The organism is Clostridium felsineum DSM 794, from assembly GCF_002006355.2.
Taxonomy (GTDB): Bacteria; Bacillota; Clostridia; order Clostridiales; family Clostridiaceae; genus Clostridium_S; species Clostridium_S felsineum.
The window spans coordinates 4,604,052-4,620,801 of sequence record NZ_CP096980.1 but is presented as its reverse complement, the minus strand read 5'-3'; the positions used below and the strand labels follow the sequence as shown (position 1 = coordinate 4,620,801).

Here is a 16,750-nt window from a genome sequence, read left to right as displayed (position 1 = left end):
GTCGACATGGAAATGTAATTTCCATGAAGGTTCTTTGTTCTCTGTTTAATTTTGAGAGTTCAACTCTCTATTTGTACTTTGAAAATTGCATAGTAATTAAGAGTAATACTCTAAAGCAAGGCAAAGTTAATTCTTTGTTGTTTGTATTTAAATATATTTATTTAAGGTCAAGCTACAAAGGGCGCATGGTGAATGCCTTGGCACTAGGAGCCGATGAAGGACGTGATAAGCTGCGATAAGCTTCGGGTAGACGCAAATAGTCTGTGAACCGAAGATTTCCGAATGAGGAAACTCTCATGGGTAACCCCATGAACTGTATACTGAATTCATAGGTATATAGAGGTAAACCCAGGGAACTGAAACATCTAAGTACCTGGAGGAAGAGAAAGAAAAATCGATTTCCTTAGTAGCGGCGAGCGAAACGGAAAGAGCCCAAACCGGAAACTTGTTTCCGGGGTTGCGGGCAGATCATTAAAGCTTTATATCTTAACCGAAGATTTCTGGAAAGTTAAACCATAGAAGGTAATAGTCCTGTAGGTGAAAAGAGAAAAAAGCCCGATCTGTACCAGAGTACCACGAGACACGTGAAACCTTGTGGGAAGCTGGGAGGACCACCTCCCAAGGCTAAATACTACCTAGTGACCGATAGTGAAGCAGTACCGTGAGGGAAAGGTGAAAAGAACCCCAGACGGGGAGTGAAATAGAACCTGAAACCGTGTGTCCACAACCGATCAAAACACGTTAATGTGTGATGATGTGCTTTTTGTAGAACGAGCCAACGAGTTACGGTATGCAGCAAGGTTAAGCACTTAAGGTGCGAAGCCGAAGGGAAACCAAGTCTGAATAGGGCGCATAGTTGCATGCTGTAGACCCGAAACCGGGTGACCTATCCATGGCCAGGGTGAAGCGGAAGTAAAATTCCGTGGAGGCCCGAACCACAATGGTGTTGAAAAACCATGGGATGAGCTGTGGATAGGGGAGAAATTCCAATCGAACTCGGATATAGCTGGTTCTCCTCGAAATAGCTTTAGGGCTAGCGCCATGAATGAGTACCGGAGGTAGAGCACTGAATGAGGTAGGGGCTGACAACAGTTACCGAACTCTATCAAACTCCGAATGCTGGATACTTGAATCATGGTAGTCAGACTGCGAATGATAAGATCCGTAGTCAAAAGGGAAACAGCCCAGATCACCAGCTAAGGTCCCAAAGTATAGATTAAGTGGTAAAGGATGTGGGATTTCTAAGACAACTAGGATGTTGGCTCAGAAGCAGCCATTCATTAAAAGAGTGCGTAATAGCTCACTAGTCAAGAGATCCTGCGCCGAAAATGTCCGGGGCTAAAATCTAACACCGAAGCTGTGAACTTGTACTTCGTACAAGTGGTAGAGGAGCATCCTGTATGGGCTGAAGTCGTACCGAAAGGAGCGGTGGACTGTACAGGAGAGAGTATGTTGGCATAAGTAGCGAGAACTAAGTGAGAATCTTAGTGGTCGAAAACCTAAGGTTTCCTGGGGAAGGTTCGTCCGCCCAGGGTAAGTCGGGACCTAAGCCGAGGCCGAAAGGCGTAGGTGATGGACAATCGGTTGATATTCCGATACCGCAGAGTAACGTTATGAGAAATGGGATGACGCAGAAGGATAGGATATGCGTACGTTATTGGAAGTACGTCTAAGCACTGAGAGTGGAAGATAGGAAAATCCGTCTTCCTTAAGCTTGGGGTGTAATGGTGAGGTAGTTTACTACCGAAATATCTGATTTCATACTGCCAAGAAAAGTCTCTATCCAGGAGCTCTGTGCCCGTACCGCAAACCGACACAGGTAGGTGAGGAGAGAATCCTAAGACCATCGGAAGAATTGCTGTTAAGGAACTCGGCAAATTGACCCCGTAACTTCGGGAGAAGGGGTGCCTACGAGAGTAGGTCGCAGAGAATAGGCCCAAGCAACTGTTTATCAAAAACACAGGTTTCTGCTAAAGCGAAAGCTGAAGTATAGGAGCTGACGCCTGCCCGGTGCTGGAAGGTTAAGGGGAATGCTTAGCGCAAGCGAAGGCATGAACTTAAGCCCCAGTAAACGGCGGCCGTAACTATAACGGTCCTAAGGTAGCGAAATTCCTTGTCGGGTAAGTTCCGACCCGCACGAATGGCGTAATGATTTGGGCACTGTCTCAACAGCAAATCCGGCGAAATTGTAGTGCAAGTGAAGATGCTTGCTACCCGCGATTGGACGGAAAGACCCCGTAGAGCTTTACTGTATCTTAGCATTGAATTTCGGTATTGTCTGTACAGAATAGGTGGGAGACTTGGAAGCAGTTCCGTCAGGAATTGTGGAGTCGTCTTTGGGATACCACCCTGACAGTACTGAGGTTCTAACCGGAGGCCATGAAACTGGTCACGGGACATAGCTAGGAGGGCAGTTTGACTGGGGCGGTCGCCTCCTAAAAAGTAACGGAGGCGCCCAAAGGTTCCCTCAGCGCGGTTGGAAACCGCGCGTAGAGTGCAAAGGCAGAAGGGAGCCTGACTGCGACACAAACAAGTGGAGCAGAGACGAAAGTCGGGCTTAGTGATCCGGTGACTCCTCGTGGGAGGGTCATCGCTCAACGGATAAAAGCTACCTCGGGGATAACAGGCTGATCTCCCCCAAGAGTCCACATCGACGGGGAGGTTTGGCACCTCGATGTCGGCTCGTCGCATCCTGGGGCTGAAGTAGGTCCCAAGGGTTGGGCTGTTCGCCCATTAAAGCGGCACGCGAGCTGGGTTCAGAACGTCGTGAGACAGTTCGGTCCCTATCCGTCGCGGGCGAAGGAAATTTGAGAGGAGCTGTCCTTAGTACGAGAGGACCGGGATGGACTGACCTCTGGTGTACCAGTTGTCTTGCCAAAGGCACGGCTGGGTAGCTATGTCGGGAAGGGATAAACGCTGAAGGCATCTAAGCGTGAAGCCCACCTCAAGATTAGATTTCCCATAACATAAGTTAGTAAGACCCCTGTAAGAACAACAGGTGATAGGTCAGAGGTGTAAGAATGGTAACATTTTAAGCTGACTGATACTAATAGGTCGAGGGCTTGACCAATTAATAAATAAATATATGATAATTACTATGCAATCTTGAAAGTACAAAGTACTTTCTACATTTAAATAGATCCGGTGATCATAGCATGGTTGTAACACCCGTTCCCATACCGAACACGAAGGTTAAGAACCAGAACGCCGATAGTACTGCAGGGGAAGCTCTGTGGGAGGGTAGGTCATTGCCGGGTAATTTGGTTTATTAGCTCAGTTGGTAGAGCACATGACTTTTAATCATGGTGTCCGGGGTTCGACTCCCCGATAAGCCACCAAATATAATTAGAACACTTGCTTAGGCAAGTGTTCTTTCTTTACATAAGTTTATTAAGTTTGTGATTAAGTTTAGCTACTATTTAGCAGCAGTCATCATGAAAGTGCTCATGTTCGCAATCACAATCACATACAGGATCTACAGTACAGATGCAGCATATTTTAATATATATGCATTTGTCATGATGTTTTTTTACTAAAACTATATCCTTGCATACTTTTTTGATCTTTACGTGTTTCAATTCTTTACATCCACATTCTTGCAAAGTTATATTTACTCTTCTTCTTTTATATCTTCTTAATACTTTTCTCATGTTATCCATGTGTCTACATTTGCTCATCATTATCGCCTCCTAGTAACATAATATGTGTTTTATGCAAGAGTGACACAAAAATTTAAATAGAAAATTATTAACTTTACTATATTTAGTATAAGGAGGTATAATATACTTACAGAGAAAAACTATGGGGTGTGTTGAGATATGAGATTGACTCAAATTGAAAATGTAAAAGATGGAAATATTTTAGGAAAAACTTTATATGATGGTGAAGGAAGAGTGCTTTTAGCTAGTGGAAGTATGCTGACGCAGCCTATTATAGATAAAATAAAAAGTCTCAGTATATATACTTTATATATTGAAGATGAGTATAGTGAGGCTATAATTGAAGACGTTATAAAACCAGAAATAAGAAGAAATGCAATAAAAATGGTAAGAAATAGTTTTTATAAGCTTTCTAAGTATAATAGTAAGGAAAATTATACGGGAAGAAATCTCTATAAAGAAAGTGAAGAGGATTTCAAATCAATATATTATATAGCAACAGAAATTATTGAAGAGATTTTATCCCAGAAGAATGTTATGATAGGACTAGTAGATATAAAAAGTTTTGATGATTACACGTATCAGCATTCTGTAAATGTTGCTGTAATAGCTCTTATAATAGGGATCAAACTTAAATTCCATAAGTATGAATTATTTGATTTATGTATAGGTGCTCTTTTGCATGATGTAGGGAAGATGTTTATACCAAATGAGATTTTAAATAAAAAAGGTCCATTAACTGAAGATGAATTTAAAATAATGAAAGAGCATACAGTAAAGGGATATGATTATCTTAAAGGTTTTTATGAAATATCTGTACCAGCAAGAATAATTTCACTTCAACACCATGAGAGATTAGGTGGACAGGGGTATCCAGAAGGAAGGTTAGGAGATAAAATCAGTATTCTTTCAAGAATTGTAGCTGTGGCTGATGTTTATGATGCTATGACCTCTGATAGAGTTTACAGAAGGGCAATACAAGCAAATGAGGCATTGGAATATATTATGGCCAATAGTGGAACGAAATTTGATTATAAAGTGGTTCAAGCTTTTTCAAAATCAGTAATACCATATCCAGAAGGTAGTATTGTAAGATTGAGTAATGATGATATAGCAGTAGTAATAAAAATAAATGAAGATTTGCCACTAAGACCTGATATAAAAATAATTTATAGTGAAGATGACAGTAGAGTAGATGAAGTTGTAAAGTTAATAGAGGAGAATTCTATAGTAATAAAATGTATTGAGGAAAATGTTCCAGAAAAAAATAAAAACTAAATAAAGAAAGAGAAATGATATTAGTAGTATCATTTCTCTTTTTTAATAATAGTATTAATTGAAAGTAGTATATATTGATCTAACAGCTTTCTCAAAATCGGCTGTTTCAACTCCAACAATTACGTTTATTTCACTAGATCCTTGATCAATCATTCTTATGTTTACATCGTCTCTTGAAAGAGCAGCAAATATTTTTGCAGCAATACCTTTGATTTTTGCCATGCCAGTACCAACAGTAGCAACTAATGCCATGTTAGGGTGAACTTCTATTGAATCAGGATTACACTGTTTTTTTATTTCATCTATTATCTTATCGCATTTTCCATCAAGCATGCAGTCTTCTATAACAAGTGAAACGGAATCAACACCAGAAGGCATATGCTCAAAGGATACTCCGTACATTTCAAGGATTGATAGTATTTTTCTACAGAAACCTATTTCACTATTTAAAAGAGCTTTTTCTATCGCTATAACTGTAAAGTTTTTCTTACCTGCTATACCTGTTATTGTACCTAAGCTAATTTCTTTATGTGTGTCGCTTAATATAAGCGTTCCAGGATCAGAAGGCTTGTTTGTATTTTTGATGTTTATTGGTATACCTGAATCTTTTACTGGAAAAATTGCTTCTTCGTGAAGTACAGTAGCCCCCATGTAGGATAATTCTCTAAGTTCTTTGTAAGATATTTTTGATATTGTTTTTGGATTTTCCACTATTCGTGGATCGGCCATTAAAAAACCAGACACATCAGTCCAATTTTCATATAGATCAGCATTTACTCCAGCTGAAATTATAGAACCTGTGACATCAGATCCACCTCTTGAAAAAGTTTTAACTTCTCCATCGTAGGAAGAGCCATAGAAACCTGGTATAACAGCTCTATCGTATGATAAGATTTTTTCTTTTATTTTTTCATAACTTTTTTTCTCATCAAAAGATCCAGATTTGTCAAAGAATATAATTTCTGAAGCATCAATGAACTCTGCACCTAAATATTTAGCTAATATTACGCCATTGAGATATTCACCTCTACTAGCAGCGTAATCGCTTGAAGCTCCTCCCTCGATAGTTTTTTTTACTTTTTCAAGATAATAATCAATGTCGATATCGATGTTTAGCTCAGTTACTATTTCCTTATATCGCTGAGAAATTAGTTTGAATACATCATCAAATGGTATTCCATTTTTAACATGAGCATTACATAAATAAAGTAAATCTGTTATCTTGTAGTCTTTATTAGTTCTCTTTCCTGGAGCAGAAGGAATTATATATTTGCGATTTGGATCTGCATCAATTATTCCTTTTACTTTCTTAAATTGATTTGAATCGGCAAGAGAACTGCCCCCAAACTTTGTTACTACAATTTTCATGTTAACCACCCTTATTATTTATTATTACAAAAATATTGTATAGTTTTTAGTAAACTATTTTTATTATATACTATATTGTATAAAGAGTTCAATATTCTGTATTTTTTAAAATATTTAAAGAATAAGTGTAATAAGAATGCTGTACATTTTTATTGTGATAAATATAAAATTGATAAGATAAGGGAGAATAAATGAAAAAAGTAAGTAAAAAAATTTAATATACATTATTGTGTGGATAAAAGTTACTTTTAGTGTTATTATTAAAATTATAAGTAGATAATTTTTTATAAAAGGAGAATTTAAATGGAAAATAAGGTATTAGCCGTTGTTAATGGCCAAGAAATAACAGAAAATGATTTAAATGCAACTATAAATACTTTTCCTGAGGACAGAAAAAGACAATTTTTAAATCCAGAAGGAAGAAAAAGACTATTAGATGAAATAGTTTCTTTTGAACTTGTTTATAATGATGCAAAGGATTCAGGGATTGAAGATGAAGAGGCGGTAAAAATTCAAATTGAAAATGCTAAGAAGCAAATTTTGACACATGCATCTCTTGATAATGTTTTCAAGGATATTGTAGTAGCAGATTCAGAAGTAGAAAAGTATTATGAAGCTAATAAAGAAATGTTTAAGGATCCTGAAAAAGTTGCAGCTAAACATATATTAGTTCAAACAGAAGAAGAAGCTTTAAAAATAAGAGAAGAAATAAAAGAAGGAAAAACATTTGAAGAAGCAGCAGTAGAATACTCAAGCTGTCCATCAAAAGAGAGAGGTGGAGATTTGGGTGCATTTACAAAAGGCCAAATGGTGCCAGAATTTGAGCAAGCAGCCTTCTCTCAAGAAATAGGAGAAGTTGGAGCACCAGTTAAAACACAATTTGGATATCACTTAATTAAAGTTGAAGGAAAAATTGAGCCAACTCAAAGAGATTTTGTTAGTGTAAAGGATGCTATTAAAAATAGATTAATTCAAGAAAGACAAAGTATGAAATATAGTTGGTATATTGATCAATTAAAGAATAAATATAAAGTAGAAATTAAATAATTATTAATAAGAAATTATGCTTTAAGATAAATAATTTTAGTTTACGTTATTTAAATATATGAATACCAGGGGTTTTCTAATAATATAATGTTTTAATATTTATTAGAAACTCTGGTATTTTTATATTTAACTATAATTTTGAAAAAAGTTAGTCGTCCCTGGCACACCATGTTTTTATTAAAAATAGAATTATAAATGAAATAATGTAAAGAACTAAAGAAAAAGCTGCTGATTTAGCTATATTTGTTTGCATAAAGGTATAAATAAGAAGAGGCATAGTGGTGGTTTTATTCATCACATTTCCAGCGAACACAATTGTTGCACCAAATTCCCCCATTGATCTAATCCAAGTTAAGATTAACCCTGAAATTACTGATTTTTTTAGCATTGGTATAATAACTCTAATAGCAGTTTCAACTTTTCCACATCCTAATACATAAGAGGCTTCAAAGATTTCAATAGGTACTGTTTCAAGAGAAGTCTTGAGAACTTGGATATAATATATAGAAGAAACAAAAAATTGAGATAATACCACGGCAGTAGGTGTAAAAGTAAGTTGAATATTATATCTAGAAAAGAAACCTCCCAATATACCATTTTTTCCAAAAGCTAAAAGAAGGGCAATTCCAGCAGCAGCGGGTGGAAGGGTTATTGGAATTTCTATAATTAAGTCAATTAATCTTGTTAATAATAGTTTTTTTCTTAAAGTTATAAAAAATGCAGTAGGAGTACCAAGAAAAAAGGTAAAAAATAAAGATACTAATGAGGTCTCTAAACTTAGTTTTATTGCAGATAAACTTTCAGAATCTTGTATTGTTATTAGTATACTTGATATTCCAGAATATCTTACTATAGAGGCTATAGGAAGGCATAAAATAATTATGTATATAGTTGTAAGCAAGCTAAAAAGAATTATAAAGAATTTATCTCTATCAAAGTATTGATTTTTCATAAGCATGGTCTCTTTTTATGCTACACAGCTATGGTAATGTAAAGCCATGGTTTTTTAAAATTGTTCTACCCTTATTCGACATAACGTAATTTATAAAACGTTTAGCAGAGCTTTTATCCTTAGAAGAATTTATAACAGAGATAGGATACTTTGCTGTTATGCTATTAAACTCTTTTAAATCGATTGTGTTTAGTTTTGACATGTTTTGTTTATTTATATCCGTTTTATATACTATACCAGCATCGGCTTCACCAAGTAATACTTTGCTAACAACATCTTTTACGTTAAGTTCATTACTTTTAACATTATTTAATATGTGGGATTTTTCTTCTGAAGTTATGTTATTACTATCAAGAACTTTATAGAAATATTGTCCAACGGGAACAGATTTATCTGCAATAACTAAATTTAAACCACTTTGTCCTAAATCAGATAATTTTGATATTTTTATTTTACTATTTTTATTCTCACATACTACAATTTTATTTTTGACAAATATAGCAGGAGATGAAACAAGTTTTGAATTTTTCACATTATCCATATTCTTAGTACTAGCAGATGCAAATACATCAGCAGTAGTTCCTTGATTAATAAGACTTTCAAGTTGTTGACTTCCAGCATAATCAAAAGATACACTAATTCCAGTATCCTTTTTGAAGTTTGTTGCAATTTCATTGAAGCTTTCGGTAAGGCTTGCAGCAGCTAGAACGACTATCTTTTTATTACTTTTTTTGGTAGAAGATATGGATGTTTTTGCTGAACTTAAATTATTAGTACTACAACCATAAAAGCAAGAAGTTAGAAGTATGCTAAGCGACAAAATTGAAATAATTTTTTTTACATGCATAGGGGATTCCTCCTAAATTTTATTTTAAATTTTGAATTACTGACACAAGTGTTTTAATTAGAGAATAGGTGTAAACAGTAGTTATATAAGAGTGAAGAATTACATTTATTCTTAAATTTAAAGCTGAGAAATGTAATATTATTATAGTTTTGCTTATTAAACTAATATCATTTTTTCTTGAGTGAATACAGTGAGTCTTTAAAGTGGGTGGCTTACTAGGAATATTTAGTCTAAATTTTCTGAAAAATAAGGATATCTCTTCTAGAATAATAAAAAACAGATATAAATGATGTAAGTTATTATATTGGTTTTGATTGTGACAAAATAGTATATTAACTAGTGAATTTAAATTAACAGTTATGTTTCATTAATTTATATAATAACACAACTTAAAGAAAGTAGAAAATAATATATTGATAATTAAAACTATAGTTTGTTGAGAGATACTTAAAAAAATGGCTTTAATTTAACGATTTGCTATAAAACACAGGCTAAAAAATTATATTTATGTTTTTTGATAATATTTATAATTTATGTAGAATGCTTTTTACAATTTTTGTATTTGGATTTCTTTTTATGCTAATCTGTGTAATAATATAACTATAGAAATATAATATGGAGATGATTTTGTGGATACTAAAATAAAAAAGTTAACGGAAATACTTAAAAACAGTAATAATATAGTATTCTTTGGTGGGGCAGGTGTAAGCACAGCCTCTGGTATACCTGATTTTAGAAGTTCAAATGGCTTGTGGAATGAGAAACTGAAAATTAACTTTACTCCTGAGCAATTAGTATCTCATACGTTTTTTGTGAAATATCCAGAAGAGTTTTTTAGATTCTATAAAGACAAATTAATTTATCCTGATGCAAAACCTAATGGCTGTCATATAGCTTTAGCTAAACTAGAAGAAATGGGAAAACTAAAAGCTGTGGTTACTCAAAATATAGATGGGCTTCATCAAGCAGCAGGTTCAAAGGTTGTTTATGAATTGCATGGATCTGTTCTTAGAAATTACTGCATGAAATGCAATGCTTTTTATAATGAGAAATTTATATTACAATCAGAAGGAGTACCTACTTGTCCTAAGTGTGGAGGAAAAGTTAAACCAGATGTTGTTCTTTATGAAGAAGGATTGGATAATAATATTATTAATGGTGCAGTTAATGCAATATCCAATGCTGACACTTTGATTATTGGTGGAACTTCACTAGTTGTTTATCCTGCTGCTGGGCTTATTAATTATTTTAAAGGAAAAAATCTTGTGCTTATTAATAAAAGTACAACATCAGCTGATAATAAGGCCAATCTTATTATTAGTGATGATATTGCTAAAGTATTAAGTGAAGCTGTTAGTGAACTTTAGATATATGCTATGATGGATTATTATAAATAAATTATTACAACAGCAACAGTATTAGAAAGTATAGTATAAATTTATTTTGCGAGGTTTATTTAGATGAGTAAGGTGATTTTCCATGTTGATGTGAACTCAGCATTTCTTTCTTGGACTGCTGTAGAAAAAATTAAAAATGGAGAAAAAGTTGATATAAGAAAAGTACCTTCTGTTATAGGTGGAGATGAGAAATCAAGACATGGTGTTGTTCTTGCAAAATCTACTCCAGCTAAAAAATACGGTATAGTAACAGGAGAAAGTCTTTATCAGGCAAGAAAAAAATGCCCCAATATTCTTGTATTTCCACCGCGTTTTGAAATTTATAGGCGCTCTAGTGAGAATATGATGAATTTAATTAAGAGATTTACTCCACATATAGAGAAGTATTCTATTGATGAATGTTTTATGGATGTAACCAACGATTTAAGAGGAATGGAAGATGTAGAATTTGCAAATATAGTTAGAGAAAGAATAAAAAATGAGCTTGGGTTTACAGTTAATGTTGGAGTATCAACAAATAGGTTACTAGCTAAAATGGCATCAGAGCTTAATAAACCTGACAAAGTAAATACTCTTTATGACTATGAAATTAAAAAGAAGATGTGGCCACTGCCAGTAGGTGAATTATTTATGGTTGGAAAGAGCATGAAGAAAAAGTTAAATGAGCTTCATATAAAAACTATTGGAGAACTTGCCGCATATGATGCTAATATTCTTAAAGCGAAGTTTAAGAGTCATGGAAAAATAGTATGGGAGTATGCAAATGGTATAGATAATTCAGATATAAGTAGATATAGGGATGAAATAAAATGTATAAGCAATGAAACAACGTTATCTAATGATTTGACTAAAATAGAAGAAATTCACAACATTCTTATATCTTTGTGTGAAAATTTGGGTAAAAGACTTAGGGAGCAAAATAAGTATTGTACATCTATAGCTGTTAGTATAAGAACTAGTGACTTTAGAAATTATTCTCATCAAAAAACATTTAAAAATTCAATTAATAGTACTAAGGATATAATACTTTATGCAAGTAAAATATTTTCTGAAATGTGGGGAAAAGAACCAATAAGACTTTTAGGAGTTCAACTTTCAGGGTTATGCAGCAGTAGTAATATTCAAATTTCAATGTTTGATGAAGAAATTAATCCTAAGAATGAAATGCTAGATAAAACTTTAGATGCTATAAGGAAGAAGTATGGTGATAATGCAGTTATGAGATCCGTATTAATGCCAAAGGACAAATAATAAAGTTATGCACAAAAATAAATATAAAAAGCGAATTATCCACAAATATGTTTAAGATTAAAACGTATTTGTGGATAATTTGATTACTTTAAAAATATCATTTAATGAAATTCTTTGTTTTTAAAAAGTTTTGTTCCTGCAAAGATTAAAAGTATAAACAGTAATGCTGTAATTATAAATATATAAGCTTCACACTTAACATTCAAAGAGTTTTTTACATTGAAGAACATACCTTTACAGATATAAGAATAGGGAATGAATTTAGAAAAACCGTAGCAACTTATTACGAAATTAGGAAAACTTAAAACAATACCTACTATAAGTGGAAGTGCAAAGTTTTTAAAATTCATGCTTAATAAATGTTGGAGGCATATAAGTGGAAGAGAAAATAAAAGTCCGACAACAGGAGCATAAAATATAAAAGCTTTCACAGATTCTTTAGGAAGAAGTACTTTTACAGATACAAATATAATTATAATATATAAGAGTATATTAACAGTAGCTATTATAAAAGTAGTAAATAGTTTACTTAAATAAATATCTTTATGTGATTTATCTGTAATTAAAAGATTGTTTATGCTATTATTTTTAAACTCAACTCTCCATTGAAGGGAGATTAAGGCTGAAAGAAACACAGGAAATAGAATTCCACCATATAATGAAGAACTTTGTACATAAATAGCATTCCACATCTCATTCACACCAGAAAGTTTAACAGTTCCATTGTATACATTCAAAAGTCCCATAGCTACAAGTATTAGTGGAAATAAAAACGCTAAAATTACACCAAGCATAGATTTTAATTTTAATAATTCACATTTAACAAGTTTACACATAAACTAATCACTCCCTTATGTCTTTAAAATTGAAGGTTACAACACCAATTACTAAAAATACAACGAAATAAATTAAAGAAGTAATAAGTGATTGTCTTAAAATATTGGTATCACTAAATGGCGTTGAATTAGAATAATATAAATATGGTATATAAGGTACTATGCCTTTGCCTATATGAACAGCATTGAATCCAACTGCTGCCAAAAGAGAAACAATAGTAGAGGTTGTAATGTCCTTTAAAATAGATATTAAAAATAGTTGAAAACTTACTAAACCTAAAGAGAAAAATAACTCAAAACATATATATTTCATAATTACACCATTATCTAAAACGATTGGTATTCCAAATATTTTTGCATCAATAATTAAAATAAATATACCGATAGAAATCATTAATATTGTAGATATAAATAGGAACATCCATTTTCCAAGATATATACTGCCTCTTTTAAGATTACTTGAACAAATAGAAGTTAAGGAATCATTAGCAGTTTCAATATAAAATAAAGAAATACTCATAGCTATTACAAATAAAAGAAGTATAATATTCCAAGCAAGGATAGAGTTATTTGCCAGTAGTACTCCTGAGAAACTATCTTTTAAGCCACCGTAAGAAATAAAACTGTTTTTTCTAAAATAAAGACCTATAGTTAACATAGCAGCAGATAATACTGCGGGAAAAATAAACAAAAATTTTATAAAGCTTTTCCTAAATTTCATAAATTCTAATTTTAAACAAACAAATGATTCCATTTAGTTACCTCCTACTAATTCTAAGAATATGTCTTCAAGTTTCATATCTGAGCTATATTTAGATTTTAAATTTACAAGTGAGCCTTCGTAGAGAAGATTACCCTTATTAATTATTCCTACATCATCAACCATAAGTTCCATTTCACTTAGTATATGTGAGCTTATAATTATAGTTTTATTATGCTTTTTAGCTAAGTCTACTATAAGATTTCTGATTTCTTTTATGCCCATTGGATCAAGTCCATTAGTAGGTTCATCAAGTATTATAAGTTCTGGATCACCAATTAAGGCTTGTGCTATTCCAAGGCGTTGTTTCATACCAAGAGAAAATTTACTTACTTTTTTCTTTCGATGCTCATAAAGATTAACTAATCTTAGAACATCATTAATACTATTCTTATCAACATTTTTAATTGTTGCCCATATTTTTAAATTCTCATAAGCATTTAAGTGTCCATAATATGAAGGGGATTCCACTAAAGCACCAACATTTTTTAATATTTCTGATCTGCTTTCTTTAAGGTTCTTTCCAAAAACTTTTATGCTTCCAGAAGAACTTTTAATAAGGCCTAAAATCATTCTTATAGTAGTTGATTTTCCAGCTCCATTTGGTCCAAGAAAGCCATAAATTCTTCCTTCTTTAATATTTAAATTTATATTATTTACAGTATTAAAACCTCTATAAGTTTTACTTAAATTATTAACTTCAACAACATAATTTTTCATTTATATCTCTCCTATACATTAATTTCAAAAGTGATTAACTTGACTATGTTTAAATTGTAATATGCTAAGCTTATCTGTGTTTAATCTGAACCTTAACTAAACCTTAAATATTGATTATTAGATTGAAATGGATAAGAAAAGTATATTATCATGTTTAGGGAGGTGCTAATCATGAAAAATATAATGGACAGCAAAATACTTCTTATAGATGATGAGGAAAGTATTTTAAAATTGTTAGAAACAGTACTTAAAAAAGAAGGATTTAATAATGTAATAACAAGTGTAACGGGAAGCGATGGGGTAAAAAAGTGTAAGGATAACGCACCAGAAATTATTATTTTAGATATAATGCTTCCAGATATAGATGGCTTTGAGGTTTTTAGACAAATAAGAAACTTTGATGCGGTTCCAATAATGTTTTTATCAGCCAAAAGCGAAGATACAGATAAGATAATAGGATTAGGACTTGGAGCTGATGATTATATAACAAAACCATTCTCACCTAAAGAAGTAGCTCTTAGAGTTAAAGCACATCTTAAAAGAATTGAAATGGTAAGGAAATCATTAATAAATAGGGAAGACATAATAAAAACGGATGATTTCACAATAGATTTCGAAAAGGGTGAAATTATAAAAAATGGTGAGAGCGTTCTTTTAAGAGCAAAAGAGCTTTTATTATTAAAGTATTTAGTTAAGAATAAAAATATAATATTATCTAAAGAAAAGATAGTTAATGAAGTTTGGCAAGATGATTATGTTGGCTATGATAATACTATAATGGTACATATAAGAAAGCTAAGGCAAAAGTTAGAAGATGATCCCTCTAATCCTAAGTATATTTTAACAGTTAAAGGATTAGGGTATAAAATGAAGTTTTAAGAAGGGGAAAACTATGAGAAGAAAATCATCCAGCTATATAAAAATCACTAGCTTATTTACAAAAAGTATAGTATTAATTCTTGTAATAATTTTTATTGTAGATATGTTGACAATGATAAGATTAACGGAATATAGACCAACATTAACTCAGGATCCAGCTCAGTTTACAAATGATATAGGAAAATATATAAAAGTAAAAGATGCTAAACCATATATAGATGAAAGAGGAAAGAATATATTAAAAGAACAGAATGCATGGATTCAAATTGTGGACAATAAATTAGAAGAGGAATATTCATATAAAAAACCTAAAAACGTTCCTATAAAGTATAGTCCAATAGAATTTGTACATGTTTATAAATATGATACTGTTAATTCCACGTTGTTTATTGGAGAAAAAAGCTTTGAAGGTCAAAATAAATTTTCTTATTTTATTGGATTCCCTATAAATAAAATTGCTAAATATAATTTAGAATATAATCCTCATAATTTAAAAGAAATAATCGGTGGAGGCATTTTAATAATATTAGCTATTAATTTAATAATAATTTTAATATTTGGATATGTTTATTTTGCGCGTAAAATTGGTAAACCTCTTGAAAAAGTACTCATTTACATAGAGAAATTATCTAGTGGTAATTATAAAATTAATGAAAAAGAAAAAGGTATATATAAGTATGTATTTAAAAATTTAAATGTCCTATCTAAAGTTTTAATGGATAATAGGGATAGAAAAAAGAAAATAGATCAGTTAAGAGATCAATGGATTTCATCTATAAGTCATGACATGAAAACACCATTATCATCAATAAAGGGCTTTTCAGAGATACTTAAAGATGATGACTATGAATTTGCAAAAGATGAAATTATAGATTATGCAGGTATAATATATGATAAAGCATTATATATGGAAGAACTTATAAATGATTTGAATTTTAGTTATAAGCTTAGAAATAATTGTATCACTATAAATAAGAAAAAAGTTTATTTTAGCAAGTGGTTAAATAATATAATATATACGCTGCATTCATCACCAGAATTTAAGGATAGAAATGTGAAAATTTCTAATATAGATGAAAATATAGTTATTAATATAGATGAACTTATGATGAAAAGGGCATTTGTAAATATTATTACTAATTTCTTAATGTATAATGATAATAATTCTATAATAGAGATATTTGTAGAAAAGAGTGAGGAATTTATTAAAGTAGGTATAAAGGATAATGGAAAAGGAATACCAGAAAAAGATATTGATCACATATTTGAAAGATATTATAGAGGAACAAATACAACTTCAAATTCAAAAGGTTCCGGATTAGGAATGGCTATAGCTAATGACATAATAAAGTTACATGATGGAGTTTGTAATGTGAAAAGTAAAGAGGGTGAGGGTACTGAATTCACTGTGTTTTTAAAAGAGAATTAATATATAGATATGGTCAATAACTTATTAATATAAAAAACTATTGACATTATAATTGTATGTGGTAAAATATTATTCGTTGTCGCAAGTTTGTCGTTTTTAAAAATAAAAAAATTTTAAAAGATGTTGACAAAACTTGATGAAAATGATATTATAAATAAGCTGTCTGAGTGCAGCGCACAATTGAACTTTGAAAATTAAACAGAGAATTAAAGAACCAGCAATTCTTTTGAATAGAATTTATTCTATTTAAATAAATTTAGCGATGAGCTAAAGGAATACAGAGTAGCATCTGTATAAAAGATTCAGAAGACACTCGTTTTAGTAATA

Annotated in this window: 13 protein-coding genes, 1 tRNA gene and 2 rRNA genes; 9 read left to right on the top strand and 7 right to left on the bottom strand. The window is 31.8% G+C overall.

What is annotated here, in order from left to right; translation table 11 throughout:
* Positions 1-165: 165 nt before the first annotated feature.
* From CLFE_RS21410 to CLFE_RS21400, 3 genes are all read left to right on the top strand, one after another.
* Positions 166-3,070: ribosomal RNA gene (locus CLFE_RS21410) — 23S ribosomal RNA — on the top strand.
* Between the two features lie 70 nt (positions 3,071-3,140).
* Positions 3,141-3,257, top strand: a 5S ribosomal RNA gene (rrf, locus tag CLFE_RS21405).
* A gap of 5 nt (positions 3,258-3,262) precedes the next feature.
* Positions 3,263-3,338: transfer RNA gene (locus CLFE_RS21400), tRNA-Lys, on the top strand.
* Between the two features lie 81 nt (positions 3,339-3,419).
* Here the strand turns inward: CLFE_RS21400 and CLFE_RS21395 are convergent.
* Complete coding sequence (locus tag CLFE_RS21395) at positions 3,420-3,677, bottom strand: hypothetical protein (RefSeq protein ID WP_077835833.1); 258 nt, start codon at positions 3,675-3,677, stop codon at positions 3,420-3,422.
* Between the two features lie 141 nt (positions 3,678-3,818).
* On the opposite strand from CLFE_RS21395, the gene CLFE_RS21390 reads away from it, so the two are divergent.
* Positions 3,819-4,937 (top strand): HD-GYP domain-containing protein, encoded by a 1,119-nt coding sequence (locus tag CLFE_RS21390; protein ID WP_077835834.1) that lies wholly within the window; start codon positions 3,819-3,821, stop codon positions 4,935-4,937.
* Positions 4,938-4,991: 54 nt separating this feature from the next.
* Here the strand turns inward: CLFE_RS21390 and CLFE_RS21385 are convergent, their stop codons facing one another.
* Complete coding sequence (locus tag CLFE_RS21385) at positions 4,992-6,305, bottom strand: aspartate kinase (protein ID WP_077835835.1); 1,314 nt, start codon at positions 6,303-6,305, stop codon at positions 4,992-4,994.
* A 303-nt stretch (positions 6,306-6,608) separates the two neighbouring features.
* Here CLFE_RS21385 and CLFE_RS21380 point away from each other — a divergent pair, with 303 nt between their 5' ends.
* Positions 6,609-7,352 (top strand): peptidylprolyl isomerase, encoded by a 744-nt coding sequence (locus CLFE_RS21380; RefSeq protein WP_077835836.1) that lies wholly within the window; start codon positions 6,609-6,611, stop codon positions 7,350-7,352.
* 148 nt (positions 7,353-7,500) lie between these two features.
* Here the strand turns inward: CLFE_RS21380 and CLFE_RS21375 are convergent, their stop codons facing one another.
* Together CLFE_RS21375 and modA are read right to left on the bottom strand one after the other, a co-directional pair.
* Positions 7,501-8,304, bottom strand: coding sequence for an ABC transporter permease (locus CLFE_RS21375; protein ID WP_242950931.1), 804 nt, complete (start codon positions 8,302-8,304; stop codon positions 7,501-7,503).
* A gap of 28 nt (positions 8,305-8,332) precedes the next feature.
* Positions 8,333-9,151 carry a molybdate ABC transporter substrate-binding protein gene (modA, locus tag CLFE_RS21370; RefSeq protein ID WP_077835838.1) on the bottom strand — a complete coding sequence of 273 codons (819 nt, stop codon included), beginning with the start codon at positions 9,149-9,151 and terminating at the stop codon, positions 8,333-8,335.
* Between the two features lie 629 nt (positions 9,152-9,780).
* Between modA and CLFE_RS21365 the strand changes: the two genes are divergently transcribed.
* Together CLFE_RS21365 and CLFE_RS21360 are read left to right on the top strand one after the other, a co-directional pair.
* Positions 9,781-10,518, top strand: coding sequence for an NAD-dependent protein deacylase (locus CLFE_RS21365; RefSeq protein WP_077895502.1), 738 nt, complete (start codon positions 9,781-9,783; stop codon positions 10,516-10,518).
* 93 nt (positions 10,519-10,611) lie between these two features.
* On the top strand, positions 10,612-11,799 hold the full coding sequence (locus CLFE_RS21360) for a Y-family DNA polymerase (RefSeq protein WP_077853108.1): 1,188 nt from the start codon (positions 10,612-10,614) through the stop codon (positions 11,797-11,799).
* A 101-nt stretch (positions 11,800-11,900) separates the two neighbouring features.
* Here the strand turns inward: CLFE_RS21360 and CLFE_RS21355 are convergent, their stop codons facing one another.
* The 3 genes from CLFE_RS21355 to CLFE_RS21345 are packed head-to-tail and all read right to left on the bottom strand — an operon-like array spanning position 11,901 to position 14,115.
* Positions 11,901-12,635, bottom strand: coding sequence for an ABC transporter permease (locus CLFE_RS21355; RefSeq protein WP_077895503.1), 735 nt, complete (start codon positions 12,633-12,635; stop codon positions 11,901-11,903).
* 7 nt (positions 12,636-12,642) lie between these two features.
* Positions 12,643-13,389 (bottom strand): ABC-2 family transporter permease, encoded by a 747-nt coding sequence (locus tag CLFE_RS21350; protein WP_077853110.1) that lies wholly within the window; start codon positions 13,387-13,389, stop codon positions 12,643-12,645.
* Complete coding sequence (locus CLFE_RS21345; protein WP_077895504.1) at positions 13,390-14,115, bottom strand: ABC transporter ATP-binding protein; 726 nt, start codon at positions 14,113-14,115, stop codon at positions 13,390-13,392.
* Positions 14,116-14,286: 171 nt separating this feature from the next.
* Here CLFE_RS21345 and CLFE_RS21340 point away from each other — a divergent pair, with 171 nt between their 5' ends.
* Positions 14,287-14,994 carry a response regulator transcription factor gene (locus CLFE_RS21340; RefSeq protein ID WP_077835844.1) on the top strand — a complete coding sequence of 236 codons (708 nt, stop codon included), beginning with the start codon at positions 14,287-14,289 and terminating at the stop codon, positions 14,992-14,994.
* Between the two features lie 13 nt (positions 14,995-15,007).
* Positions 15,008-16,423 (top strand): sensor histidine kinase, encoded by a 1,416-nt coding sequence (locus CLFE_RS21335; RefSeq protein WP_077895505.1) that lies wholly within the window; start codon positions 15,008-15,010, stop codon positions 16,421-16,423.
* Positions 16,424-16,750 lie beyond the last annotated feature (327 nt).